Genomic DNA, 25,159 nt, shown 5'->3' on the forward strand with positions numbered 1-25,159 from the left:
GCACCCCATTTCCGCCCGGCCGGTCGGCCGCCTACGCGGACCTTAGCGCCGCCCTTCCCGGGCCGGCTCCGGGCAGGCGCACGACACACCGTCCGGTCGCGGTCCCGGTCGCCGGGCGGCCCCTCGGGAGCGATACTGAAGACACGCTGCGTGGAGGCGACATGCGCGAAACGGACCATGGCGGCCCGAGTCAGGCCTCGGCGTCCGTCAGTGACATGGCAGCGGTCGTACTGGACGACGAGGGCTTGGTCATTGCCTGCTCCCGGATGGCTGCGACGCTGCTGGATTGTTCACCGGGCCAGCTGTGTGCTCCTCTGCTGGCGCTGCTTCCGCCCAGCGGAACGGAAGCCGGGCCGGGCGGGCGCCTGCTGACAGTGCCCGGAGGGGACCAAGCGGATCAGCAGGCCGGTTCGGTGTTCCAGGTGGTCCGGCTGGGGGCGCGGTCCGCAGGTGCACCCTCTTCCGGCGAGCGGTGGCTGGTGCTGGTCACGCAGGCCGAAACCGCAGCGGAAACAGCCGAGCGGGACTCGGAGCGACGCAGGGCCGGGCTGGCCCGCGCCGCGGCCGCCACCATCGGGGCCTCCCTGGACATGACGGGCATGGCCGAGACGCTGGTGGATCTGCTCGTCCCTGATTTCGCCGACCTGGCGACCGTGGACCTCGCAGAGCCGGTGCTGGTGGGCGACGAGCCGCCGCACCTCGCCGCCAGCGGTGATGTCCGCCTGCGCCGGGCCGCCGCCGCGCAGAGTCCGGGGATATCCGCGGAGGACCTCCTGCCGGTCGGAGAGGCGCTACCTCCCGTACCGGACAGTGAGCTGATGCGCCCCCTCATGGACGGACGGCCCGTGCTGGTGTCCGACGTCTCCGCTCTCCGTTCGGCGCTCGGCGTGGATGCCGAGAGCCTGCTGCTGTTCGTCCCGAGCGAGGCGCACTCGTCCGTGGCGGTGCCGCTCTACGCGCGAGGCCTCGTCCTCGGCTGCGTCACGGTCTGGCGCAGCCAGTTGCCGTCCGCATTCAGCGAGGAGGACGCGGCCCTCCTGCTGGACGTCGTCTCCAGGGCCGCCCTCGGTCTGGACAACGCCCGCCGCTACACCAGGGAGCACCGGTCGGCGGTGGCCCTGCAGCGGAGCCTGCTGCCGCACCCCGCCCTGAACACCCCTGCCGCGGACGCCGCGGGGATCTATCAGCCGGCGAGCGGCGGCGTGGGAGTCGGCGGGGACTGGTTCGACGTGATCCCCCTGCCGTCGTTGCGCGTGGCGTTCGTCGTCGGAGACGTCGTCGGCCACGGACTCGACGCCACCGCGGCCATGGCGCGACTGCGGACCGCCGTGCAGACCCTGGCGGACCTCGACCTGGATCCGGGCGAGCTGCTCACGCACCTCGACGACCTGGTGCTCGGCTTCTCCAGCGAGCAGACGAGCGGCGACGTCGGCTCCGAGCCGGCCGTGCTCGGAGCGACGTGCCTGTACGCCGTCTACGACCCGGTGACCAGACACTGCACCGCTGCCACGGCGGGACATCCGCCGCCGGCCCTGCTGTCGCCCGGCGAGGAGCCGGACTTCGTCGGCATGACGCCGGGACCGCCGCTGGGCGTGGGCGGAATGCCGTTCGAGGTGACCGAGTTCGGTGTGACGCCCGGCAGCATGCTGGCGTTCTTCACGGACGGACTCGTCGGGAGCCGCGGCGGCGACATCGAGGAGGGGATGGAGAGACTGAGGACCTCGCTCGCCGGCGCGGACCCGAGCGGGCCCCTGGGCGACATCAGCCAGAGCATCGTCGACGGGGTGCTGCCTCGGGAGCCCGCCGCCGACGACGTCGCCCTGCTGCTGGCCCGCACCCGCGCGCTCTCGTCCGACCAGGTCGCCGAGTGGCAGCTCGAAGCCGACCTGTCCCTCGTCGCGCACGCCCGTGAGCTGGTGCTGGGCCAGCTGTCCGACTGGGAGCTGGACGACCTGGGCTTCGTGACGGAGCTCGTCGTCAGCGAGCTCGTCACGAACGCCATCCGCTACGCGGGCGGCCCGGTCGGGCTCCGGCTGATCCGGGACCGGGTGCTGGTCTGCGAGGTGTCCGACCCCAGCAGTACCCAGCCGCGCCTGCGCCGCGCGCGGGAGACGGACGAGGGCGGACGTGGCCTCTTCCTCATCGCCCAGGTCACCGACCGCTGGGGCAGCCGGTTCACCAGTACCGGGAAGACCATCTGGACGGAGCAGGCCATCGACGGCGCCTCAGCGGCGTGAGACGGCGTCTGCCGACCGACGGGCCAGGAGCTTGCCCAGTTCCCACAGGAGCAGAAGTGCGAGGGCGGCCAGCAGCGCCCAGCCGAACTGCCGCGCGTTGATCTGGGTCGTCCCGAGGATGCGGCGGAAGCCGTCCATCTGGGTCACCAGCACCGCGAGCACGAACTGGGCCAGTGCCACCCAGTTCATCTGCCTGCTGTCGAAGGTGGACGTCGTCAGCACCGAATGCTTCTCGCTGCGGCACTCGAACGCGGCCACGATCAGACAGAGGGCGAAGGCGGTGAATGCGATCGACTGTCCGGTCCCGGCGCTGTCGAAGCGGGCCGGGCCGAGCTTGATCAGTCCGAGCAGGACGACGGTGATCGCCAGCCCCGCCAGCCCGACCGTGATCAGTACGGGCCGGGTGAGCACCGACTCACCTCGCGGACGCGGCCTGCGCCGCATGAGCCCGGGGCTCTCCCGGTCGAAGCCGAGCGCGAATCCGAACGAGGCGTTGACGACGAAGTGGATCCACAGCACCTGCGGCGGGGTGAAGGGCTCACCGGCGGCGATGTTGAAGACGGTGGCCCCGAGGAAGGTCAGGACGAAGGTGACCAGCAGGAGAAGTACGAACCGGATGTACTTGGTGAGGTTGTCGTAGATCCTCCGGCCCTGCTCCACGGCGTAGACGATCGTGGCGAACCTGTCGTCGGAGAGGACCATGCGTCCGGCGTTCTTCGCCACGTCCGTGCCGCTGCCCATGGCGATGCCGATGTCGGCGGCCTTGATGGCGGGCGCGTCGTTGACACCGTCCCCGGTCATCGCCACGACATCGCCCTTCTTCTTGAGCGTGTCGGCGAGCAGCACCTTGTGCTCCGGCGCGACGCGCCCCACCACACCGATGCCGTCGATGCGGGCGAGTTGCTCGTCCTCGCTCATGGCGGCGAAATCGGCGCCCAGGACCGCCTCGCCGGGGATGCCGAGCTGCCGGGCGATCGCCGCACCGGTGGTGACGTCGTCACCGGTCACCATGCGGACCCGGATGTGCCCCGCCTGGGCGCCGGCCACGGCGGCCTTCGCGTCCTCACGGGGCGGGTCGACCATGCCGACGAGACTGGTCATCCGCAGCTCGGTGACGTAGGCGAGCAGGTCGCCGTCAGGTTCGAAGCCGGCCGGGTCCAGATCACGGGTGGCCGCCGCCATCACCCGGCGCCCCTCGCTGCCCATCCGCTCGGTCTGCGCCTCGGCACGCGCGACCAGTTCGGCGTCCCACGGGATGGTCTCGCCCGCCGCGAGCGCGGTGGCGGCCCGCGCCACGACCGCCGGTACCGCGCCTTTGACGAAGCACCGGACGACCTGCCGCCCGGAGGCGTCGACCGCTGAGTTGAAGGTGGCCATCAGCTTGTATTCCGGGTCGAACGGGAGCGTGGCGATCCGGGGAAGGCCCTCCCTGGTGGCGTCGATGTCCAGCCCGGCCTTGTGCGCGAGCACCAGCAGCGCGCCCTCGGTGGGATCGCCCACCACCGCGCCGTCGACCAGCTTCGCGTCGCTGGCCACCACGTACGGCAGGATCGCGTCCTCGATGCCGGCGGAGGAACCCGCGGCATGGTGGATCTTCCCGTCGAGCCCGTAGCCCCTACCCGAGACGGTGTACCGGTCGGTGGGACTCACGACTTCGACGGCGGTCATCTGGTTCATGGTCAGGGTGCCGGTCTTGTCCGAGTTGATCGCCGACGTGAACGCCAGCGTTTCGACCGACGGCAGCTCCTTGACGATGGCGTTCCGCTTCGCCAGGTTGAGGCTGCCGACGGACAGGATCGCCTGGGTCACGGTCGGCAGGGCCTCGGGGATGGCGGCAATGGCCAGCGAGACCGCGCTGACGAACAGGACGTCCCAAGCCTGATCCCGTTGCCGCCCCAGGACGAACATCACGATCATGGTCAGGCCCGCCGCCCCCGTGATCCACAGCGTCAGGGTGTCGAGCTCCCTGGTGAGCGGCGGCACCTCCTTCTCGGTGGTCGCCAGCATCCCGGAGATCTTGCCGACCTCGGTCGCGGCACCGGTCGCGGTGACGACGAGTACGCCGCTGCCGTGGGTGACCGGGGTGTTCATGAACGCCATGTTCGTCCGGTCGCCGGGTGCCGGCAGCGGGCCCGGGAGTGCGTCGACGTCCTTCGAGGCGGGAACGCTCTCGCCGGTGAGCGCCGACTCGTCGATCTGCAGGGCGCTGGCCTCGATGATGCGTCCGTCCGCCGCCACCTGGTCCCCGGCGGCGATGAGCACGATGTCGCCGACGACAAGCTCTTCGGCGGGGATCTCGGCCTCCGTCCCGTCCCTGCGCACCCGCGCCGTCGTCTTCATCATCGACTGCAGCGCGTTCATCGCGCTCTCGGCCTTGCCCTCCTGGCGCAGGCCCACGACCGCGTTCAGCAGGGTCAGGACGATCAGCAGGATCGCGGTGGTCCACTCCTTGATGAGCAGCGAGACGACCGCCGCGGCCACAAGGACGATCTGCATGTAACTGCGGTACTGCTTGAGGAACCGGCGCCAGGCCGCAGGCCCCTTCTCCTCGGGCAGCGCGTTCGGGCCGTGCGCGGTCAGGAGCTCCGCGGCCCGTCCTGCGGAGAGACCGACCGCCGGATCGACACCGAACGCGGCTACGACCTCCTCGGGAGCGTGCGAGTACCAGCCGTCCCCAGAGGCCCGAGGCTGCTCTCCCACGGCATTCGAACGCACCGTCATCGTCCTGCCTCCGATCCGTGGCCACGGATGCGTCCGGGCCGGTCGCGCGCCGCTCCGACAGGTACTAGCCCCGCTTCTTCTTCCGCCGGCCTCTCCGCCCGGTGGCCCGCGCGGCCGACGGATGCCGGTCGGCGTACGGATCGGCCGGTGCCCCGGCAGGGGCCTCCCGCTCCAGGTCCCGTTTGGTGACGAGCAGGTCCTTCCGCGCCTCGTCCCCGACGTCGGGGTACTGAGGATCGATGTCGATCAGGGTGTGCGCGAGGATCGCCGCCGCGCAGATCCGCGCGAACCACTTCCGGTCCGCCGGCACGACGTACCACGGTGCCCACTTCGTACTCGTGGCCGACAGCATGTCGGAGAACGCGTGCTGGTAGTCGTCCCACCGGCGCCGCTCCCGGACATCGGCCGCGGAGAACTTCCAGTTCTTCTCCGGCCGGTCGATCCGCTTCAGGAACCGGGTGCGCTGCTCCTCCTTGGACAGGTTCAGGAAGATCTTCACCACCTTGAACCCGTTGTCCGTGAGGTACCGCTCCCAACGGTTGATCTCCCGGTAGCGCCCGTCCCACAGGCCCCGCCCACCTGCGATCTCCGGCAGCCTCTGCCGAAGAAGGATCTCGGGGTGGACCCGCACGACGAGGACCTCCTCGTAGTGCGAGCGGTTGAAGATGGCGATCTCGCCGCGCGCGGGCAGCCGCTGCGCGTAGCGCCACAGGTAGTCGTGGTCGAGTTCCTCGGCGGAGGGCACCTTGAAGCTGCTGACCCGTACGCCCTGGGGATTGACGCCGCTCATCACGTGGCGGATCGTCCCGTCCTTGCCCCCGGCGTCGAGTGCCTGGAGGCAGAGCACCACTCCGTACGTGTCCTGGGCGGCCAGTCGCTCCTGGTACTCGGCCAGCAGCGACACCCCGGTCTGCAGCAGCTCGATCCCGTCCCGCTTCTTCAGACCGGCCTTGTAGCGAGGATCGAAGTCCCGCTCCAGGCGCACTTTCGACCCCGGTCGCACCCGTAGCGGCGCGATGAAATCCGCGATGCGTTCGGCTCTCTCGTCCGACATCACCTATCAGTCCTCCGCGGGTCCGGGGTGAGTAATGGCCTCACCCGCAGCGGTGCGGCAAGCGGCACGGAGCTCGCTGCGGGACCGGCGTTCGACCAGGATCGGCACGTAGGCCCTGACCCTGGCCTGGCGGAACGAGTCGTACGCGGCCTTCACCGTCGCCTCGACGGTGACCGCGTCGACCGAGGGATAAGCAGCCCTCAGCCGCGCCACCATGTTCCGGATGGACACCAGTTGCTCGTGTGAGCCCGGCGGCGGGACGGTCGGAGGCCGTGCCGGACCGGCGCCCTCGACCGGCCCGGGGTGGCCGCTCAAGCCGCCGACGGGGAGGCATGCGGCGATGTGAGGAGTCTGCTCTTCGACCGCCATGGCCGCACCTCACCGAACCCATGCCCCACGACCACCGGATCGCAGAACCGCACATCCCGCCACAGACGCGACAGGATCCCTCGCGCTCATTGTCTGCTCGCCTGAACAAGATCGCCCCCTCAGGCCGGGGCGGGAGCCGCGGAGGGAGGCGCCGGCACCGCGTCCGGCCACTGATCGAGGGGACTCGGCAACACAATTCGCGGCGCGGCAGAGCACTGTGGATCTATCCTGCCCGCCGTGATCGACTGGACAAGTATCGAAGCCGCAGACTGCGCCGTGCCCGCCGACCGTCCCATGGAAGAACTGGTGCGAGGGCTCTCCCGCGCATTGGCGGATCCCGATCCGCTGATCCGCGACGGAGCGCCCTACTCCGTCCTCTCGGCCTGGATAGCCCGCGGGGTGATCGACGCACCCCGGCGGTTGGAGCTGGGCGACGAGATGGCTGCCCGCTTCGCCGACCGGGAGGTCCAGGCCCGCACCTTCGCCCCGCTCGTGCTCGACATGCTCGTGAGCAAGGGGGACTTCAGGGCCGGGTGGGTGGACGCGTTCGAGCGCTGGTACCCGATGGAGAAGGACCTGCGAGGCCACGACGAGAAGCTCGGCTGGCTCCACGCGGTCGCGCACGGCGCGGACCTGCTGGGCCGGTTCGGTTGTCACTCCGAGGTGGAGCCGGCGCGGATGCTGGACCTCGCCGCCGCGCGGCTGACGGCCCGTACCGATCACGTATTCGGCCAGTTGGAGGACGACCGGCTGGGGAAGGCGGTCGCGCGTATCCTCACCCGGCCCGACATGAGCGAGCGCGACGCGACCGCGTGGCTGGACCCGATCGCCGCCCGCTTCGGAGCCGACCGCATCACGACTCCGGTACCCGCGCACCTCACCAACTGCCTGCGCACCCTGCGCCTGCTCTACGTCCTCGCGGACCGGGGCGTGCGGCCGAGCGCCGAGTCGGCGCCGGACGCCCTTCACCACCGTGAGGCGGTCAAAGGGCGTATCGCCGAGGTCCTCGATCTGATCGTCAAACGGTGACCACGGCCCGCGGCCGGGCCGGCGCACGCCCGGCCGGGGCCGCCCCGGTCCTCAGCCCGAGACGGCCTTGGCCCAGCCGCGGTTGACGGTCTCCCTCGCCTTCGCCGTCTGCGCCTCGGTCGGGAACGTCGGCGTGCCCTCGACCGTGGGCAATTTCTCCGCGGCGGCCTTGTCGAGGGTGCCGTCCTTCTCCATGGCGTCCATGAGGACGGGGCGTGCGTAGGCGCCGAGCCGGAGGTTCTGGCCCTCCGGGCTGAAGAGGTACTCCTGCCACAGACGTGCCGCCGCGGGGTGCGGGGCGTCCTTGTTCACCGCGCTCGCGTAATACTCGGCGAAGCTGCCGTCGAAGGGGATGGCTGTCCGCCAGTCGACGTCCGAGCCCTTCCTGCGGAATTCGTCGGCGTATCCGAGGTTGAGGAAGTCCCAGTCGATGCTGATCGGGGTCTCGCCCCTCTCGATCGTGGCCGGGGTGGATTCGACCGGGATGAAATTGCCGTTCTTGCTGAGCTCGGCGAAGAATTCGATACCGGGCTGGATGTCGTCGAAGGAACCCCCGTTCGCCAGGGCCGCCGCATACACGCCGGCGAAGGCGGAGCCGGACTTGGTGGGGTTGCCGTTGAGCGAGACCTGGCCCTTGTACTCGGGCTTGCGCAGATCGGCGAAGGTCGAGGGGCAGATCTTGACGCGGCTGGCGTCGCAGCCGATCGAGATGTAGCCGCCGTAGTTGTTGGCCCAGCGGGCCCGCGGGTCCTTCTGCTCCTTGGGGATCTCGTCGTACGCGGCGACCTTGTACGGGGCGAGCAGGCCCTGCCGGGCCGCGGACTGCGCGAACGAGCCCCCCACGTCGATCGCGTCGGGGGCGCGGCCCGCTCCCCTGTGCTCCTTCAGGGCGTTGATCTCGTCCTGGCTGGACCCCTCCGGGTTCTCCACCGCGACCTTGATCCCGTACTTCTTCTCGAAGCCGTCGATCAGTGCGCCGTAGTTGGCCCAGTCGCGGGGGAGCGCGATCGTGTTGAGCGAGCCCTCCTTCTTCGCCGCTGCGGTCAGTGCCTCCGCGCCGCCGGCGTCCGCGGCTGAGGTGGCCACCGCGGGCTTTGCGGGTGCGGCGGTGGGGGCGTTTCCGCAGGCGCCGAGGGGCGCCGCGGCGAGGGCCAGGCAGACGGCGACGGAGGCTTTCCGGAGACGGGGTGCGGGCACAAAGGCTCCATAACGGGCGGTCGCGTACTGTCGAGGCCAGCGTACGTTCGGCGGCCTCGGCAGCGCAGTCCCAGCAGGTGTGTCCGCCCCCTTCCCTGCGGCTGCCGTACCGGCGCGTTCTCAGAGCGCCTCGTCGTCCCACCCGGCCAGGAGCGCCTCCCCCAGATCCGTCCCGGACGGTGCGGCCCCGTCCTGGAGGGCCTGCTCGCTCCAGATGATCTTGCCGCGAGCCGTGTAGCGGGTGCCCCAGCGCTCGGCGAACTGCGCGACGAGGAACAGGCCGCGGCCGCCCTCGTCGGTGGCCTCGGCCCGGCGCAGGTGCGGGGAGGTGCTGGACCCGTCGGAGACCTCGCAGATCAGGCTGCGGTCGTACAGCAGCCTCACCCGGATGGGCTCGGTGCCGTAGCGGATGGCGTTGGTCATCAGCTCGCTGAGGATGAGTTCCGTGGTGAAGGTGATGTCCTCCAGGCCCCAGTCGGCCAGTCGGCGGGCGCAGGCGTTCCGTACCGGGGACACCGCCGCCGGGTCGGGAGACACGTCCCACTCGGCGATCCGCTCGGGGTCCAGTCGGCGGGTGCGGGCGACCAGCAGCGCGATGTCGTCGCCGGGCCTGGTGGGCAGCATCGCGTCGATCACCGCGGTGCAGGTTTCCTCCGGGGTGCGGGCGGGCCCTTCCAGGGCGGCGCGCAGCGCTGTCAGGCCTGCGTCCAGATCGCGGTCGCGGCTCTCGATCAGCCCGTCGGTGAAGAGCGCCAGCCGGGAGCCCTCGGGCAGGGTGAGCGTCATGGTCTCCATGGGCATGCCCGTGCCCAGGCCCAGCGGCGGGGAGACCGGCACCTCGGGGAAGGAGACGGTTCCGTCGGGGCGGACCAGGGCGGGGCCCGGATGACCGGCGGTGGCGGCGGTCACCAGCCCGGAGACGGGATCGTAGATGGCGCACAGGCAGGTGGCTCCGGTGATCCCCTGCCACTCCTGCTCGTCGGCGTCGATGTGGGCGACCAGCTCGTCCAGGTGGCTCAGGAGCTCGTCCGGGGGCAGGTCGAGGGTGGAGAAGTTGTACACGGCGGTGCGCAGACGGCCCATCGTGGCGGCGGCGTGCAGACCGTGGCCGACGACGTCGCCGACCACCAGGGCCACCCGGGTGCCGGGCAGTGGGATGACATCGAACCAGTCACCGCCCACCCCGGCCTGGGCGGACAGATAGCGGTGGGCGACCTCCACCGCGGACTGCTCCGGTACGCCCCGGGGCAGCAGGCTGCGCTGCAGGGTGACGGCCATGGTGTGCTCGCGGGTGTAGCGGCGGGCGTTGTCGACGGACAGTGCCGCCCGGGCGGTCAGCTCCTCGGCGAAGGACACGTCCTCCTCGTCGAACGCCGCGGAGTCCTGCCCCCGCCAGTAGCCGGCCATCCCCAGCACCACGCCCCGGGCCCGCAGGGGCACGGCGATCATGGAGTGGATGCCGCGGTCCAGGATCAGCACGGCGTTGGCCGGGTCCTGGGCCCGCCAGTGGTGGGTGGCGCGCAGGTCCGCCTCCAGGACCGCGTGGCCGCCGGCCAGTCCGGCGGCCATGGGGCTGGTGGGAACGAACCGGATCAGCTTGCCGATGGGGTAGAGGGGGTGGGCGCCCTCAAGGCCGACGGAGGCGGTGCGGCGCATCTCGGTGCTCGCTTCGGGCGGCTCCTCGCCGCGCAGCACCGGGTCCAGCAGGTCGACCGTGACCACGTCGGCGAAGCGCGGGACCGCCACCTCCGCCAGTTCCTCCGCGGTGCGCTCCACGTTCAGCGTCGTTCCGACCTGCACTCCCGCGTCGTAGAGCAGCTTCAGCCGCTCGCGGGCCACCTCGGCCCTGCCGGAGAGTGCCCGCAGCTCGGTGGTGTCCCGCAGTGTGACGACGGTCCCGGCCTGCCCGTAGGGGGCGGTGGGCCGGATGTTCACCGCCAGCAGCCGGTCGGCGGCCATGTGCAGCTCGTCGGTCACCGCACGGCCCGATGCGATCGGCTCGGTGATTCCCTCCTCCAGGTCCAGGTCCGTGACGGGGCGCCCTTCCGCGTCCGCCGGCAGGTCCAGCAGCCGCCGCGCCTCGTCGTTGGCCAGCAGCAGCCGTCCGCCGCCGCCGACGATCAGCACGCCCTCTCGTACGGCGTGCAGCACCGCGTCGTGGTGCTCGTACATCCTCGTCATCTCGGCCGGCCCCAGGCCGTGGGTCCGGCGCAGCAGCCGGCGGCTCACCAGAGCGGTTCCGCCGGCGGACAGGGCGAGCACCAGGGCCGCGCTGCCGAGGACGACCGGCAGCTGCCGGTTCACCATGCCCTGGACGTTCTGGACCGTGACCGGGGAGGAGACGATGGCGATGACGCGGCCCGTGTCGTCCTTGACGGGGACCACCGAGACCACGGACTGCCCCAGGGACCCTTCGAACGTCTCGGTGAACGACTTTCCTGCCGCCGCCTTGGAGAAGGGGCCGACGACGTGCTTCCCGATCTGTCGCGGGTCGCTGTGGGTGAGGGTGACCCCGTCGAGCGAGTAGGTGTTGATGCCGTCGACCCCGGCGATCTTCCGGGCCGCCTGGGCGCTCGGCTGCAGCACCGCGCTCGGATCGGGACTGCGCAGGGCCTCGACGATCCCCGGGGATTCCGCGAACGTTCCGGCGGCGGCGAGCGTACGGTGCCGGGCGTCCAGCATGGCCGCGTTCCGGCCCTGCACCACGAGGGCCACCACCGCGGCGGCGACGAGAAGGACCACGACGGCCAGTTGCAGGAGGAACACCTCGCCGGCCACGCTCTGCACGCTCAGCAGGGAGGACAGGCGCTGCGGCCGCGGCGTCCTGACCTTGGGCGGCCGGGCCTGCTCCTGATGTTCCTGGTGGCGTCCTGAGCGCGGGCGCCGAGGGAGAGAGGAAGAGCTCATGGGGGATCGGAGCAGCCAACGCCGGAAGGGTTCCAGGAGGTCGCTCATAGTCCATTTTCTAACCTCTGGGGGTCATCGGCAGCGGGGGAGCGAGAAGGCCGCCCGAGCAGGAGCGATCCGCGTGAGAGGCGCCGGCCATCGGTCATCGGGCCGTCGGCCGGGCGGCCCATCGGCCGGCGCGAGGAGCCGGCGGCGGGGGCCGCCGTGCTGGCAGTGGCACCAGCGGGCACACCGCGTGGCTCCGGGTGCACAGCGTGATCGTTCGGTACGCTGAGTGACGAACGTGCGTACGCTGCGTCACCGGGGAAACGACCCACACCTTTCGAGAGGCGCTGACATGCCCTTCTCCGCTCCCGGCCGGCCGGCGATCTGCCCCCTGCGCCGCTCGACCGATGGGCTGGGTCGTCCGCGGGCGGTGCGCCCCGCGCAACGAGTACCCGGATCCGAACCGCGCCGGCAGGAACCGTACGCGCGAGGCGTTGGCTGAACGAGCCCCTCTCCCCACTGGACAACGGAGACCCACGGTGATCGAACGGATCTGGCTCCACCCACCTCTCGCCTTCGCCCGCCTGGGCCCGTCCCCCACCCCGTGCGGCAATTACCACTACGGCGAAAGCGACCTGTCGCCCCGGGGCACGGGCAAGACCACCGTGGTGCCCGCGCCCACCTTCGAAGTCACCGATGACGGCACCCTGACGGAGCGGCAGCCCGATCCCGGGGAACGGGTCCGGTTCAAGGACGTCAACGGCTTCCGGCCGATCTGCCCCTTCTTCGAACTGCACGGCACCTGGACGTCGGCCGACGGGCAGCGCCACACCGACGAGCCGGTCACCGTCGACGTCCTCACCGAATTCGGCATCGATCTGGCCGACGTGAAGTGGACGGTGAAGGTCGCCAACCTCAAGGCGCACCAGTGCACCCGCTCGCCCGGCGACCGGATCGAGGCCGCCGTCGAACTGAGCGGCGACCACCACCTGCGGGAACCGCTGAAAGGACGGTCGCCCGCCGGAGCGGACCGGCCCCTCGTGCCGCCGGGGCAGAGCGTGCCGCTCGGCTCCGTCCAGCTGCCCCGCCCGGGCGGCGGGTTTCCCGAGCTGCGGCTGCGCTTCACGCCCGGCACGGGGGTCGTGTACGGCCCGAGCAACCTGCTCGACCGGACCAGCCGGTACCTCCTGCCGGAAGAGCGGTTGTTCCTGGCGCCGGACGCGGCCTGGTGCGGGTTCACCCTTTCCGGCGCCACCGACGCGCGGACCTTTCCCGGAGCGCTCTTCGCCGGATCGACGCCCGAGGACGGCGGAGTGAGCCTCGGTCTGGTCGACGACGTGTGCGACGGCCTGGTCGGCGTCACGCTCGGAGGCCTGACCGCCCGCGCGCGGATCGTCGTCACACCGCCGGACTTCGCGCCCGACCGCCGGCCCTTCACCTCCCTCGCCGACGGGCTGGCGGACCGGGTCCAGCGGGAGGAGGTGAGCGACCCCGTGTACATCACCGCGAACCGTGACCTGACGGCGCTGGAAGTGCGCGACCTGTTCGAACGGGTTCTGGAGGCCATGGACGCGGTCAACGTGGACGCCCAGAACGACCGCGCGACCCTGGAGAACGTGCGCAGGGCCCGGCGCCTGGGCCTGCCCGAGGACGAGGCCCGGGAACGGACCTTCGGTCCGCCGGACCCACTCCCGGGGGTGACGCTCCCCCTCACCGAGCGCGGCCGCCGGCGGCACCGGAGGTTCGTGGCACTGGAGTTCCTGGAAGACCTGTTCCGGGAACGGCCCGAACTCCTCCGGCAGGTCATCAGGACCCCGGTGGAGGAGCAGCGGTGGCACGACCGCCGCATGCCGGTCGCGGTACGCGGCTCCGACGCCTACCCCATGCACCTGACGCGTCGCCAGTACAACCTGCTGGCGGGCTGGGTCAGTTCGCTGCGGGAGAACGTGGAGGAGGGCACATGAGCCTCCTGTTGCAGATCGGGCGCCGCCCACCGGAACCGGAGACGGAGCCGGTATCCGGGCCGCGCGGCCTCGGCGCCGAGACCCGGGTCGTCCGCAGTGCCCACGGCACCCACCTGTTCCTGGCCGACGGCAGCCGGATCTACGACCTGCCGGAAGCCGCCGCCGCCCGGCTGGAGCGCTGGGCGGCCACGGCACACACACCCGCGCAGGACGCCGCCCTCGCCGCCGACCTGGGCCTTCCGCTGTGGGGCGCCGCGCCCGGACTGCCCGCCCCGCGCATCGACGGCACCCCGGCCGAAGTACCGCCCCTGTCCTCGCTGTCGCTCAACGTGATGCAGGCCTGCAACCTCAGCTGCGGTCACTGCTACGCCGACGAGGGCCGCTTCGGCGGCTCCGCCCGGGCCATGCCCCGCGAGACCGCCTTCGCCGCCGTGGACCGGCTGCTCGCGGAGGCCGCACCCGGAGCCGGGGTCGTGGTCGGCTTCATGGGCGGCGAACCCCTGCTCGCCCGGGACCTGGTCCACGAGGTGGTCCGGTACGCGGTCGGGGCCGGCGAGGACAGCGGGCACGCGGTCCGCTTCGCCCTCACCACCAACCTGACCACCGTCCGGCCCGCGGACGCCGAACTCTTCGCCGCCCACCCCTTCACGGTGGCCGTCAGCCTCGACGGCGACCGTGCCGGGCACGATGCGCTGCGCCGGGCACCGGGCGGCGGCAGCGCCTACGACCGACTGCGTACCGGACTGGCGGTGCTGGCCCGGTACGGGCGGCCCCGGCACCTGTCGGCGCGGGTCAGCGTGACGCCGTACACAGGGCGGCTGCCGGACATCCTGGAGCACGGGATCGGCCTGGGCTTCGACGAGGTGGGCTTCGCGGCGGTGGTGAGCGCGCCGGATCCGGCGTACGAGATCGACACCGCGGCCTTCACCGGCTTCCTCGACGGGATGGTCGAGTGCGGTGAGAAGGCCCTGCGCGAGCTGTCGGCGGGCCGCCCGTACCCGTTCGGGAACTTCCAGACCGCGATGTACGAACTCCACACGGGTGGCCACCGCCCCTACCCGTGCGGCGCCGGCGCCGGTTACCTCAGCGCCTCCGCCGAAGGCGGCCTCTACGCCTGCCACCGCCTGGTCGACGACCCGGACTTCGCCATGGGCTCGCTGGCCGACGGACCCGACCGGGCCGCCCGGGAACGCCACCTGGCCGCCCGGCACGTGGACCGGGCCGAGCCGTGCCGGTCCTGCTGGGCCCGCTACCTGTGCGGCGGCGGCTGCTACCACGAGGTCAGCCGGCGCGGCCGGCCCGGCTGCGACTACATCCGCGGCTGGCTCGACTTCTGCCTGCGCGCGTACGTCGAACTCACCGAGGCGGCACCGGGGTTCTTCGCGCTGCCGCCCGTATCCGACCTGCCGAGCGACCCGGCCGCCCTCGCCCGCTGACCTGAAGGAGCCGACCATGGACCAGCCGATCCCCGGGAGCGCGGGCGTCTCCACGCCCGCGGGGAAGATCTTCCCCCGCAACCTCACCGCCCGCGCCGCGCACAGGGTGGCCGGCAACCCGTCCGGCTCCCGCCCCGAGAGCGGTGTCGACAACTGCTTCCCCGGGCTGGAGTTCGACCAGCGCAACCTCGACAAGGCCTTCTTCCGCGGGCTCGTCTTCGACTTCCACCACGACACCGGATCCCGCTTGCTCGCCGTCAAGGGCGGGGTCGCCGAGGAACAGGGGATCTCCGACGCCGACCTGGGGGACAGCACCGGGGACGACGAACAGCGGCTGCACCTGTGGGCCGTGTGCGGGCGTACCACCGTGGACCAGGCAGAGGCCGAGGCGCCGGTCTTCCACGCGGTCGACCTGGACGGCCCGGGGATGTGGCGGCTGGTGCACGACCTGCTGCCGGGGACGATCTCCATCGTCGTGGGCCGGGGTTCCGGCAGCCGGTCGCCCGGCGCCTTCTGGGTTCCCGGCGGCCTGGGCAGCTGGCGGACACAAGGCCGGAGCGCGGTGCAGCGCGATGACGCGGGCGTGCTGGAAGTGGCCATCCTGACCGCCGAGCGGGCCGACTACCTGGACGAGGACGGGGTCATCGAACCGGACGTGTACGAGCCCGGCGACCTGACCCGCAGCCTGTGCGCGCCCTGGCAGTACGACTTCCGGGAGTGCGGCTGCTACTACTGGGCCGCCTCGAAACCCGACATCTCCGCCACATCCGGCGGCGAGTACCGCAACCTCAACTTCCAGCGCAGCGACCGCACCACCGTGCCACCCGCCCCGGACCTGACCACCTACCTGGAGCGCGGGCCGCTCGAACTCGACCACCCCGAACTGATCATGAACTGGAACGTGCTCCCCGTCGTCCTCAACGGGCGCGAGGACGACGCCCTGGGCGTGCCCGCCCCGCTGGACCTGCCCCTGATGGAGCCGCAGGACGTCATCAGGGAACTGACCCGCCTCGCCGTCGTCGAGCACGCGCTGTGCCTCGAATACCTCTACGCCCACTACTCGCTCGACGCTCCGATGACCCTGCCCGAGGACACCCCCGAGGACGTCCCGGTCCGGCGCGTCTTCGCGGCCGCGCAGGAGGTCTTCGGGGTGGCCGAGGACGAGATGCGCCATCTGCGGTGGGTCAACGAGATCCTCGGCGTGCTGGGGCGCCCGCTCCAACTCGACAGGCCCGCCGACGACTTCGTCATCCAGCAGCAGACCGGTCACCAGTTCAGGCTGGAGCCGCTCACACCCGAGCAGCTGGAGTGGTTCATCGCGGTCGAGAAACCGAGCGCCCAGATCGACCCGGACGGCATCGACGGGATGTACGTGCGGCTGCACCACACCATCGTGAACAACCCGAGCGCCTTCCCCCAGGCCGAACGGCTGGCCCACCTGATCAAGCTCATCATCGACGAGGGCGATGACCACTACCACCGGTTCACGGCGATCCGCGGACATCTGGCGGGTCTGGACCCGGACGGCTACCTGCGCCGACTGACGCCGCCGAACGACACGCTGGACGTGGAGCTGCTCCGCCTCGCGGACCTCAACTACGCCATGGTGCTGGGCGCGTTGCGCGCCACGCTGGAGGCGGGCGACAGGGCGGGCGGACTCCTGAGGGCCCAAGCGGTGCGCTCCATGCAGAACCTGCACGAGCTCAACCACCGGCTCGCCGCACGCGGAGTGGCACCCCGGTTCGCCGCGCCTTCCCCGGCGCTGTCGGACGGGCAGGCGCCCCGGGCCGCCGCGCGGGCCGTGGGCGAGGTGGTGCGTTCCATCCGTTCACTCGCGGACGGCAGCCTGCAGGAGCAGATGGACCGTCAAGAGGAGGGCGCGCGCGCCTTGGTCGCGGCGTGCAGCCTGCAATGACATCCCCGGCGCTGCGGACGCCTGCCGCTCCCCACGCCTCCGCGACCGTCGATATCGCCGGATCGGGACTTGCCGAACTGACCTGCGCCTGGCTGCTGCTCGCCCGTGGCCACCGGGTCCGTCTCCGGTCGCCCGGGCCGGCGGCAGGCCCCCGTCCGCTGCTGCTGGGCGGACCCACGATGGACCTGCTGCGCTCCCTGTGGGGCGGCGAGCTGCCGACGCACTGCCATCAGCTCACACACCGCCAGGTGTACTGGGGGCCCGACGCCGACGCGACCGGCCGGCGCATGCCCCAGCCGGCCACCGTCGTGGACGGCGCCCGCCTCGCCGAACACCTGCTCGGCCGCCTCGCCGCCCGGCACCCGGACGTCCTCTCCGAGACGCCCGGCCCACCGCGGTGGACCGTCACGGCCGCCGGTTCGTCCGGTCACTGGACGGCCGGGCGGCGCCACCTCCTGGCCGGGGAGGCCCCGCTGGCGCCAGGTACGGACGAGAGCACCGCCCGGCTCGTCTGCACCGAACGCGCGTGGCTGCACCTCACCCCACTGGGCGACGGGCGCGCCCTGCTCCAAGCCATGGTCCCCGGTCCGGCCACCCGGCCGACGGAGCTGCTGGAGTCGCTGCTCGCGGGCTCGGCTCTGGCCCCCGCTCTGCGGCACGCCCCCCGGACCGCCGTAGCCCTGCCCGCCGCCCCGCGCCTGCACCGCACCCCGGCGGTGCCCGGCCGGATCCTGGTGGGCGCCGGCGCGATCCGCTACGACCCGCTCAGCGGCACCGGATCGGCCCAGGCCCTGCGTACCGCCATCCTTGCCGCGGCCTCCCTCCACGCCATGGTCACCGGGGCGCCGCAGGGACCCCTGTGCACCCACTACACATCGCGCCTGCGCAGGGCCTTCCGCGCCCACCTCGCCACCTGTGCCCGGCTCTATCCGCAGGCGTTCGCCTCTCCTTCGTGGCAGCACGAGATCGACGCCGGCCGGCGGCAGGCTCGCCTGCTCCGGGGTGATGGGGATCCTGCGGACTGAGGATCCTCGCGCGCGCATCCTTCTGATCTGCCGCGCCGTGGCATCCGCGGCCCGTGCTCAGAGCGCCGCGGCGACCTCGTAGCCGGCCTCGACGATGGCGGCGCGGATCAGACGGTCGTCGAGCGGGGCGCCGCTCACCGTGACGGCCTGCGCGTCGAGGTCGACGACGACGCCGCTCACCCCGGGCACCTGATTGACCTGCTCGGTGATGTGGCCGGCACAGTGGCCGCAGGTCATGCCGGTCACGCGGTAGCGCTGCTCATCCATGGCGTTCTCTCCTCGACAGTGGCGTACAGGGTGGAGGCCGCGGGCGGCTCCCGCCCGGTGAGCGCGGGGACCGTCTGCCTCTCCCACGTAGTCGTACGGAGGGGCCTTCTGGTTTCCGCGACTTGGGGGCGGCCGGCGGCAGCGGAAGCACAGGCCCGCCCCGCTGTGCTCCCGCGGGGGTTCACCAGGGTGCTTGCGCCCGCCACCGAACGGGCATTCCCTTCACGTCCGGTGGCGGGAGGCCGTTCCGCAGACGGACGTGAAAGGAAAGGGCGCACGTGATGACCGATATCAATTCCCTGGCACCAATAGCGACGTTCTGCGGCAAGTGCGACTGCGGCTGCCCCCAGCTGTTCGTCGACGAGTCCGCGCCCGTCGAAAGGCGGGTCGTCATCACCGACGACTTCGGACAGCGCGTGGAGATGAGCGCCGACCAGTTCGGCTCCCTCATCGAGGACGCGAAGGCGGGCAAACTCGACGCCGTCGCGGTCGCCTGAGGCGACGGGGCCGCCCCCGGCCCGGCGGCGTTCAGCTGCCGGGCCGGACCACGACCGCGATCGTCTCGACCGGTCCGCTGTGGCGGAAGTGCAGGACGAAGGGAATCATCTGCCCCGCCCGCCAGCGTTCCTTCACCCTCACCATCACGTCCACCTCGAAGGGGGACATGCTGACGGTGCCCCCGGCCGGGATGGCGAGGGGACCGGTCATGCTCATGGAATCGGCCCCCGTGCCCGTGCTCCGGTGCCGACTCAGCATGGTCTGCTCCACGGCCGGGGAGGTGACGGCTACCAGCTGGTCGTCCGCGCCGCCCAGGTTCGAGATCCGGAAGAACGCCGCAGTGTTCTCCTTGTCGGCGTACGGGAGGAAGACGCGGCCGCCGTCGACCGCGACGCGGGGTGGGGTGCCGGCAGCTCCGGAGCCGGCCCAGGCCGTCAGCCCGCACAGGCCGACCAGGCACGCGATCACAGGAACGGCCGCGGCCAGGTACGCCTCACGCAGACGCCGCTGCGTCGGCCGCCGGCCCTCCACCACTTCCCGTCGAGCGGAATCGGTCATCGTTCACTTCCTCCCCGGGCGCGGCGGGCCCGTGCACCGGCGGTCCGGCCCGCGGGGTCCCAGCCGCGAAGGCGCAGGCTGTTCCCCACGACCAGGAGCGAGCTGGCCGACATGGCCGCCGCGGCGACCATCGGGTTGAGCAGCCCGACGGCTGCCAGCGGGACGGTGACGAGGTTGTAGCCGAACGCCCAGACCAGATTGACCCGGATGGTCGCGAGGGTGCGCCGGGCCAGGCGGACCGCGTCCGCGACCGCCTCCACGTCACCGCGCACGAGGGTCACGTCGGCCGCCCCGATGGCGACGTCCGTACCGCTGCCCATGGCGATCCCGAGATCCGCGGCGGCCAGCGCGACGGCGTCGTTGACACCGTCGCCGACGACGGCGACCCGTCGGCCCTCGTCCCTCAACCGCCTTACGAGCGCGGCCTTGTCCTCCGGGGTGCAGCGGACATGGAGACGGGTGATCCCGAGCGCGGAGGCGACGGCCTCGGCGGGGGCCTCGCGGTCGCCGGTGGCCAGGACCGGCTCCACCCCCAGCCGCCGAAGGCGGTCGACGGCCCGGTAACTGCCCGGACGCACGACGTCCCCGAGGCCGACCAGCGCTTGGCCGGCGCCGTCGACCCTTACCAGGACGGGGGTCAGCGCGGCGGCCTCGGCGGCGGCCAGTGCCTTCGCCAGCGCCTCGGGGAGGTCGGCGCCCGGCGCGCACACCTCGACCACCCGGCCGTCGACCACACCGCTGACACCCGCCCCGGGGGTGGCCCGGAAATCCGTCACCGGCGGCAGAGTCCCACCGGGCAGGTTCCGCCGCGCGTACGCGGCCAGCGCGATTCCGAGAGGATGCTCGGAGCCCTGCTCCACCGATCCGGCCAGCCTCAGGACGGTTTCCCGGCCCAGGCCTTCGGGGAGCGGCGTGAGCTGGGCGACGGTCATGTGCCCGGTCGTGAGGGTGCCGGTCTTGTCCAGTACGACCGTGTCGACGTGCCGCAGAGCCTCCAGGGCCCGCGGTCCCCCGACCAGGATGCCCAGTTGGGCGCCGCGGCCGGTCGCGGCCAGCAGTGCGGTGGGAGTCGCGAGGCCGAGAGCGCAGGGGCAGGCGACGACGAGGACGGCCACGGCCGCGGTCACCGCGGGCTGCGGATCCGCACCGGCGCCGAGCCAGAAGCCGAGCACGGTGACCGCCAACGACAGGACGACGGGGACGAAGACGCCCGCCACGCGATCGGCCAGACGCTGCGCCGCCGCCTTGCCTGCCTGGGCATCGGTGACCATGCGGGTGATGCGGGCGAGCCGGGTGTCCGCGCCGACCGCGGTGGCCCGTACGACGAGCAGCCCGCCCACGTTCACCGCCGCGCCGATCACGGTCCGGTCCGGCCCGACCTCGACGGGATCGCTCTCGCCGGTCAGCAGGGACAGGTCCAAGGCGGAGTTCCCGGACACCACGACGCCGTCCGTGGCGATGCGCTCCCCGGGCCGGACGACGAATTCCTGCCCGACGGTGAGCTGTTCGACCGGGATCCGCCGATCCTCGCCGTTCTCGCGGACGGTCACGTCCTTGACCGCCAGCGCGGAAAGCGATCGCAACGCCGCGCCCGTACCGCGCCGTGCCCGCGCTTCCAGGAACCGGCCGGTCAGGACGAACAGCGGTACGCCGACCGCCGCTTCCAGATAGACGTGGGCGACCTCGCCTCCGGCGGAGGGGAGGAGGGTGAAGGGCATCCGCATACCCGGCTGCCCCGCGCCGCCGAGGAACAACGCGTACAGGGACCAGAGGAACGAGGCGACGACACCGAGCGAGACCAGCGTGTCCATGGTGGCCGCCGAGTGCCGCAGGCCCCGCAGCGCGCGGACATGGAAGGGCCAGGCGCTCCAGACGGCCACGGGTGCGGCGAGCGCGAGGCACAGCCACTGCCAATTGCGGAACTGCAGAGCCGGGACCATCGACAGGACCATGACCGGCACACAGAGCAGCGCCGTGATCAGCAGCCGCTCGCGCTCGATGCGGTCCTCCTCCTTCCTCTTCTCCGGTACCGGATCCGCCGACCCGTTCTCCGCCTGTCCCCGGGGCTCGGGAGGCGCGTGGACCTCAGCTGTGTACCCCGCACGCTCGACCTCCGCCACCAGCTCGTCCGCCGTGGTGCCGGGCGGATGGATCACCCGCGCCCGGCCGGTGGCCAAGTTGACCGTGGCGCTGACCCCGTCGATCTTTCCGAGCCGCTTCTCCACGCGGTTGACGCAGGCCGCACAGGTCATGCCGCCGACGGTGAGGTCCGTGGTGGAGGCGGTCGCCAGCTCCGGGGTCATCGCGCACCGTCCGTCCGAGTGCCACCCGCGCCGCTGTGACCGTGCGGCCCGGGGCTGCCGCTGTCGGGGGTGGCGCCGGTCCCGCTGGAGCGCATACCCGGTGCGACCGGACCGGCCGAGGCACCGATCACGTACGACAGGCAGAACATCAGCCCCAGCAGGACCAGGAACCCCGCGAGCGCCGGCGGCGGCACCCACCGCCGCAGCGAGAGGTCCGTGCCGCCGGGGGACTGCTGTGGTTGCGTCATTGCCACTCCAGTGACGGGCGCGGTCCGGCGCCCTTCGCTCGTCAGGTGCTGCGGTACGCAGACCGCTGCCGAGGGGGCATCCCGCGGTGCGCTGATGCCGTCCCCACGAGTAGTCGGGGCGAGGCGTCGATGAGTTCCCGCCGGTCCGGGTACCTTGTTGCACATTAATTGCAGTAACTGATTATGCGCGAAAGAGGTTGTGGTGGGCTCTCCGGTGGTGCTGGGCATCGAGTCGTCCTGTGACGAGACCGGGGCCGGGATCGTGTCCGGCGGACGGCTGCTCGCGCACGTGGTGGCGTCGAGCATGGACGAGCACGCCCGCTTCGGCGGGGTCGTGCCGGAGATCGCCGCCCGCGCGCACGTACAGGCCTTCAACCCGGTCGTGCGGGAGGCGCTGGACCAGGCGGGGCTGCGGATCAAGGACATCGACGCGGTCGCGGTGACGACCGGGCCGGGCCTGTCGGGTGCGCTGCAGGTGGGGTTGGCCGGGGCGAAGACCCTGGCCTACGCGGCCGGGGTGCCGTTGTACGGGGTGCACCACCTGGCCGGGCACGTCGCCGCCGACACCCTGGAGCACGGGCCGCTCCCGAACCCGTGCATGGTGCTGATCGTCTCGGGCGGGCACACCTCGCTGCTGTTCGTACGGGACCTCGTACGCGATCCGATCCTCCACCTCGGCGACACCGTGGACGACGCGGCGGGGGAGTGCTTCGACAAGGTCGCGCGGGTCTTCGGCCTGCCCTATCCCGGTGGGCCGGCCATCGACCGGGCGGCGCGCGGTGGCAACGGCTGCGCGGTGGCGCTCCCGCGGCCCTTGACCCGGCCGGGCGACGCCCCGTACGCCTTCTCCTTCTCCGGGCTGAAGACCGCGGCCGCGCGCTGGGCCGAGCAGCACCGCATACGAGGCGAGGGGATCCCCCTCGCCGATGGCGCCGCCTCGCTCCAGGAGGCCGTCGCCGACGTGTTGACCCGCAAGGCGCTGGCCGCCTGCCGGGAGTACGAGGTGCGCACGCTCGTCGTGGTGGGCGGGGTCGCCGCCAACTCGCGGGTGCGGGCGCTGGCCGAGGAGCGGTGCGCGGCCGCCGGCGTCGAGCTGCGGGTACCGCCGCTGACGCTGTGCACCGACAACGGGGCGATGATCGCCGCCGTCGGCGACCTGCTGGTCCGGGCGGGCTCGGCTCCCGCACGGCTCGACATGTCGATCGACCCGTCCGCGCCGCTGGAGTACGCGGCCCTGCACCCCGCCGCCGCGCTGCCGTGAGATCGGCCCAGGTGAGCTGGATCTCGGTGTCTGCGTGCTCGATCAGCAGCCAGTACCACTCCGGGCGCCCCGCGCCCCGCGCGCCGTTCGCCGCTCGTGGAAGCCTCACGAAGGGCACGCCGCACGTTGTCTGATTAGCGCCGTACCTTTCTTACGGGTCGGGAGAATCTCGGATTGCAACAGGCGGTGATCGAACGTGCTGCCGTTGGGCGCCTCAATGTGCCCCCGCCGTACGTCGGTCACCGATCCCCCCAGCACCGTGAGAGGTACCACGATGACAACAAACCGCGTCAAGCGCTTCGCGGCCCGCGCGCTGACAATGACGGCGGCGGCCTGCGCAGTCGCGGCGGCAAGCACCCTTCCGGCGTCCGCTGCCGACCAGCCGACCCGGCCGCTGCTCATGGCGGACTGCGCCTCGGGCGAAGGTAAGTGCACGTTCAACTCGCCCCAGCTCGGCGAGGCGTACCTGGGTGACTTCCGTCAGGTGTCGAACTCGGTGTTCAACTGCAGCACGTCCGACGCCACTCAGGCGATGACGTGGGACGACACGGTGGGATCCACCGACTCGTTGGGCGTCTCCGTCACCGCCGGAGGCAAGATCGCGGGCATCGTGGACCTCAGCATAACGGCGAGTTACAGCCACAGTTGGTCGAGCACTCACTCGGAGAGCAGCTCGCTCAACATGACGGTGAAGCCCGGCGAGGTGGGCTGGATCTCACGCGCCCAGGTGATGCAGAAGGTCTCCGGCACCTGGCAGACCCACTACGACAGCCCCAAGTGGGGCCACTACTACTGGTTCTTCCAGGACACCATCACCAGCCCGGCCAAGAACGGCACTGACGGCAAGAGCAATGCGGTGGTGGTGAAGAGCCGGAAGATGACCGATGCGGAGAAGCGTTCCTGCTCCGACGAGTCCCGCACGGGCCGTGCCTTCGTCCAGGAACGCTGAGTAGCGACTCGCCTGTGACCCCGGCCCCCTGACCCCGCCCGTGCGGGGGCAGGGGGCCGGGGCAGCACGCGGCCGCCGGGCTGTGCCCGGCGGCCGGAAAACCGTGGGCCGCCGCGGGGCACTGCCCACTACGATCGGGTCCTCACCTGATCATGGCGGTACGACGGAGGCAGCGATGACACAGGCCCCTTCGCGGATACCCGCCCACCCCGAACGGCTTGAGCAGGGACACCCGTTCCGACAATGGAAGACGTGCCGCATACCCGGCACCGAGCTCACCCTCACCGGGTACTCGCGCGCCAACGACAAGACGTTCTTCCACATACCGGAACTGCGCTGCGCGCTCGACGCCGGACTGGCGGAAGGCCGTCAGACGGACACCGTCTTCCTCACCCACACCCACCACGACCATTCCAAGGACCTCGACTACCTCGCCGCCAGGCCCGCCGGTGTCGACATCCACCTGCCCGCCGCGGCGGTGCCGTACGTGGAGACCTTTCTGCGGGCCTCCGCCGAACTGAACCACGGCGCCGCCTACGATCCGGCCCTCGCCGCGAAATGCCGGCTGCACGGGGTGCGCGGCGGCGACGAGTTCACTTTCGGACGCCGTGGGCACCACGTGCGGGTAGTGGAGTGCGCGCACAAGGTGCCGTGCGTGGGATACGCGTTCTCCGAACGCCGCAAGGCACTGCTGCCCGAGTACGAGGAATTGCGGCAGTCCCTCGCCGAACAGGGCCGGGGCGCGGAGTTCGGCCGCATCCTGGCGCAGCGCCGCCAGGACGGCATCGAGGTCGAACGCGAGGTGCTGGGGCCGCTGTTCGCCTTCCTCGGCGACACCCATGTCAGCGTGTTCGCGGACAATCCGTGGCTCTTCGACTACCCGGTGCTCATCACCGAGTGCACCTATCTCGACGACGCCGAACTCGAGCGGGCCGACCGGGTCGGACACACCGTCTGGAGTCGGCTGAAGCCCGTCGTCGAGGCCCACCCGCACACCCTCTTCGTCCTCACCCACTTCAGCCTGCGCCACTCGGACCAGGACGTCCTCGCCTTCTTCGGCGACGAGCGGCCCGGCAACGTGCTGCTGTGGGTGCACCCGGACAGCCGGCTGCCCGAACAGCACCAGCAGCCGGGTCGGTGACCGGGCGCTGCGTCCGCGTCGACGGGGGTAGCGGTGTCGCGCGGGCGGGTCTCGGGCTGCTTCGGCTTCTCGCCCACGCCGCCCCCGGGAACGCG

General features: G+C 71.8%; 19 protein-coding genes. 10 read left to right on the plus strand and 9 right to left on the minus strand.

Translation table 11 applies throughout. The annotated features are described in order from the left end of the window. Window positions 1-161 precede the first annotated feature (161 nt). Complete coding sequence (locus OG429_RS33040) at window positions 162-2,237, plus strand: ATP-binding SpoIIE family protein phosphatase (RefSeq protein ID WP_328928922.1); 2,076 nt, start codon at window positions 162-164, stop codon at window positions 2,235-2,237. Here the strand turns inward: OG429_RS33040 and OG429_RS33045 are convergent. From OG429_RS33045 to OG429_RS33055, 3 genes are all read right to left on the minus strand, one after another. Beyond that, window positions 2,226-4,958, minus strand: a complete 2,733-nt coding sequence (locus OG429_RS33045; RefSeq protein ID WP_328928923.1) for a cation-translocating P-type ATPase — start codon at window positions 4,956-4,958, stop codon at window positions 2,226-2,228. The two genes, OG429_RS33040 and OG429_RS33045, sit on opposite strands and share 12 nt — an antisense overlap. A 64-nt stretch (window positions 4,959-5,022) precedes the next feature. Further along, the gene (locus OG429_RS33050) at window positions 5,023-6,012 is read right to left on the minus strand and encodes a polyphosphate kinase 2 family protein (RefSeq protein WP_328928924.1); all 990 of its coding nucleotides are present in this window, start codon (window positions 6,010-6,012) and stop codon (window positions 5,023-5,025) included. Window positions 6,013-6,018: 6 nt separating this feature from the next. Next, complete coding sequence (locus OG429_RS33055; protein ID WP_328928925.1) at window positions 6,019-6,381, minus strand: three-helix bundle dimerization domain-containing protein; 363 nt, start codon at window positions 6,379-6,381, stop codon at window positions 6,019-6,021. A 237-nt stretch (window positions 6,382-6,618) separates the two neighbouring features. On the opposite strand from OG429_RS33055, the gene OG429_RS33060 reads away from it, so the two are divergent. Then, entirely contained in the window at window positions 6,619-7,410 is a 792-nt protein-coding gene (locus tag OG429_RS33060; RefSeq protein ID WP_328928926.1) for a DUF2785 domain-containing protein, read from the plus strand. 51 nt (window positions 7,411-7,461) lie between these two features. On the opposite strand, the gene OG429_RS33065 is transcribed toward OG429_RS33060, so the two are convergent. Both OG429_RS33065 and OG429_RS33070 read right to left on the minus strand, forming a co-directional pair. Next, window positions 7,462-8,607 (minus strand): ABC transporter substrate-binding protein, encoded by a 1,146-nt coding sequence (locus OG429_RS33065; protein WP_328928927.1) that lies wholly within the window; start codon window positions 8,605-8,607, stop codon window positions 7,462-7,464. Window positions 8,608-8,727: 120 nt separating this feature from the next. After that, window positions 8,728-11,514 carry a SpoIIE family protein phosphatase gene (locus OG429_RS33070; protein WP_328928928.1) on the minus strand — a complete coding sequence of 929 codons (2,787 nt, stop codon included), beginning with the start codon at window positions 11,512-11,514 and terminating at the stop codon, window positions 8,728-8,730. Window positions 11,515-12,038: 524 nt separating this feature from the next. On the opposite strand from OG429_RS33070, the gene OG429_RS33075 reads away from it, so the two are divergent. Genes OG429_RS33075 through OG429_RS33090 form a run of 4 tightly spaced genes read left to right on the plus strand, consistent with a single transcriptional unit; the run spans window position 12,039 to window position 17,839 of the window. Beyond that, on the plus strand, window positions 12,039-13,463 hold the full coding sequence (locus OG429_RS33075; RefSeq protein WP_328928929.1) for a hypothetical protein: 1,425 nt from the start codon (window positions 12,039-12,041) through the stop codon (window positions 13,461-13,463). Next, window positions 13,460-14,899, plus strand: a complete 1,440-nt coding sequence (locus OG429_RS33080) for a radical SAM/SPASM domain-containing protein (protein ID WP_328928930.1) — start codon at window positions 13,460-13,462, stop codon at window positions 14,897-14,899. Before OG429_RS33075 ends, OG429_RS33080 begins: the two co-directional genes overlap by 4 nt. Window positions 14,900-14,915: 16 nt before the next feature. Then, window positions 14,916-16,814, plus strand: a complete 1,899-nt coding sequence (locus OG429_RS33085; protein WP_328928931.1) for a ferritin-like domain-containing protein — start codon at window positions 14,916-14,918, stop codon at window positions 16,812-16,814. After that, window positions 16,811-17,839 (plus strand): NAD(P)/FAD-dependent oxidoreductase, encoded by a 1,029-nt coding sequence (locus OG429_RS33090; RefSeq protein WP_328928932.1) that lies wholly within the window; start codon window positions 16,811-16,813, stop codon window positions 17,837-17,839. The genes OG429_RS33085 and OG429_RS33090 overlap by 4 nt, the downstream gene beginning before the upstream one ends. A gap of 57 nt (window positions 17,840-17,896) precedes the next feature. On the opposite strand, the gene OG429_RS33095 is transcribed toward OG429_RS33090, so the two are convergent. Next, a complete protein-coding gene (locus OG429_RS33095; protein ID WP_328928933.1) occupies window positions 17,897-18,106 on the minus strand; it encodes a heavy-metal-associated domain-containing protein in 210 nt (69 codons plus the stop codon). A gap of 281 nt (window positions 18,107-18,387) precedes the next feature. On the opposite strand from OG429_RS33095, the gene OG429_RS33100 reads away from it, so the two are divergent. Next, on the plus strand, window positions 18,388-18,603 hold the full coding sequence (locus tag OG429_RS33100) for a hypothetical protein (RefSeq protein ID WP_328928934.1): 216 nt from the start codon (window positions 18,388-18,390) through the stop codon (window positions 18,601-18,603). Between the two features lie 31 nt (window positions 18,604-18,634). Here OG429_RS33100 and OG429_RS33105 read toward each other — a convergent pair whose 3' ends face one another. Genes OG429_RS33105 through OG429_RS33115 form a run of 3 tightly spaced genes read right to left on the minus strand, consistent with a single transcriptional unit; the run spans window position 18,635 to window position 21,713 of the window. After that, window positions 18,635-19,162 carry a copper chaperone PCu(A)C gene (locus OG429_RS33105; RefSeq protein WP_328928935.1) on the minus strand — a complete coding sequence of 176 codons (528 nt, stop codon included), beginning with the start codon at window positions 19,160-19,162 and terminating at the stop codon, window positions 18,635-18,637. Next, the gene (locus OG429_RS33110; protein WP_328928936.1) at window positions 19,159-21,465 is read right to left on the minus strand and encodes a heavy metal translocating P-type ATPase; all 2,307 of its coding nucleotides are present in this window, start codon (window positions 21,463-21,465) and stop codon (window positions 19,159-19,161) included. Before OG429_RS33110 ends, OG429_RS33105 begins: the two co-directional genes overlap by 4 nt. Continuing rightward, window positions 21,462-21,713 (minus strand): hypothetical protein, encoded by a 252-nt coding sequence (locus OG429_RS33115; RefSeq protein ID WP_328928937.1) that lies wholly within the window; start codon window positions 21,711-21,713, stop codon window positions 21,462-21,464. Before OG429_RS33115 ends, OG429_RS33110 begins: the two co-directional genes overlap by 4 nt. A 214-nt stretch (window positions 21,714-21,927) precedes the next feature. On the opposite strand from OG429_RS33115, the gene tsaD reads away from it, so the two are divergent. From tsaD to OG429_RS33130, 3 genes are all read left to right on the plus strand, one after another. Further along, complete coding sequence (gene tsaD, locus OG429_RS33120; RefSeq protein ID WP_328930494.1) at window positions 21,928-22,974, plus strand: tRNA (adenosine(37)-N6)-threonylcarbamoyltransferase complex transferase subunit TsaD; 1,047 nt, start codon at window positions 21,928-21,930, stop codon at window positions 22,972-22,974. A gap of 274 nt (window positions 22,975-23,248) precedes the next feature. Next, window positions 23,249-23,923 carry a hypothetical protein gene (locus OG429_RS33125; protein WP_328928938.1) on the plus strand — a complete coding sequence of 225 codons (675 nt, stop codon included), beginning with the start codon at window positions 23,249-23,251 and terminating at the stop codon, window positions 23,921-23,923. A 175-nt stretch (window positions 23,924-24,098) separates the two neighbouring features. Continuing rightward, window positions 24,099-25,064, plus strand: coding sequence for an MBL fold metallo-hydrolase (locus tag OG429_RS33130; protein WP_328928939.1), 966 nt, complete (start codon window positions 24,099-24,101; stop codon window positions 25,062-25,064). Window positions 25,065-25,159 lie beyond the last annotated feature (95 nt).

Origin of the sequence: Streptomyces sp. NBC_00190, assembly GCF_036203305.1 — a bacterium.
In the GTDB taxonomy this organism is placed as follows: domain Bacteria; phylum Actinomycetota; class Actinomycetes; order Streptomycetales; family Streptomycetaceae; genus Streptomyces.

What these genes read in the sequence shown, in the direction of transcription:
- OG429_RS33040 (WP_328928922.1), top strand. Translation starts at nt 162, where the DNA reads ATGCGCGAAACGGACCATGGCGGCCCGAGTCAGGCCTCGGCGTCCGTC.
- OG429_RS33045 (WP_328928923.1), bottom strand. Translation starts at nt 4,958, where the DNA reads ATGACGGTGCGTTCGAATGCCGTGGGAGAGCAGCCTCGGGCCTCTGGG.
- OG429_RS33050 (WP_328928924.1), bottom strand. Translation starts at nt 6,012, where the DNA reads ATGTCGGACGAGAGAGCCGAACGCATCGCGGATTTCATCGCGCCGCTA.
- OG429_RS33055 (WP_328928925.1), bottom strand. Translation starts at nt 6,381, where the DNA reads ATGGCGGTCGAAGAGCAGACTCCTCACATCGCCGCATGCCTCCCCGTC.
- OG429_RS33070 (WP_328928928.1), bottom strand. Translation starts at nt 11,514, where the DNA reads ATGAGCTCTTCCTCTCTCCCTCGGCGCCCGCGCTCAGGACGCCACCAG.
- OG429_RS33080 (WP_328928930.1), top strand. Translation starts at nt 13,460, where the DNA reads ATGAGCCTCCTGTTGCAGATCGGGCGCCGCCCACCGGAACCGGAGACG.
- OG429_RS33085 (WP_328928931.1), top strand. Translation starts at nt 14,916, where the DNA reads ATGGACCAGCCGATCCCCGGGAGCGCGGGCGTCTCCACGCCCGCGGGG.
- OG429_RS33090 (WP_328928932.1), top strand. Translation starts at nt 16,811, where the DNA reads ATGACATCCCCGGCGCTGCGGACGCCTGCCGCTCCCCACGCCTCCGCG.
- OG429_RS33095 (WP_328928933.1), bottom strand. Translation starts at nt 18,106, where the DNA reads ATGGATGAGCAGCGCTACCGCGTGACCGGCATGACCTGCGGCCACTGT.
- OG429_RS33100 (WP_328928934.1), top strand. Translation starts at nt 18,388, where the DNA reads ATGACCGATATCAATTCCCTGGCACCAATAGCGACGTTCTGCGGCAAG.
- OG429_RS33105 (WP_328928935.1), bottom strand. Translation starts at nt 19,162, where the DNA reads ATGACCGATTCCGCTCGACGGGAAGTGGTGGAGGGCCGGCGGCCGACG.
- OG429_RS33110 (WP_328928936.1), bottom strand. Translation starts at nt 21,465, where the DNA reads ATGACCCCGGAGCTGGCGACCGCCTCCACCACGGACCTCACCGTCGGC.
- OG429_RS33115 (WP_328928937.1), bottom strand. Translation starts at nt 21,713, where the DNA reads ATGACGCAACCACAGCAGTCCCCCGGCGGCACGGACCTCTCGCTGCGG.
- OG429_RS33125 (WP_328928938.1), top strand. Translation starts at nt 23,249, where the DNA reads ATGACAACAAACCGCGTCAAGCGCTTCGCGGCCCGCGCGCTGACAATG.
- OG429_RS33130 (WP_328928939.1), top strand. Translation starts at nt 24,099, where the DNA reads ATGACACAGGCCCCTTCGCGGATACCCGCCCACCCCGAACGGCTTGAG.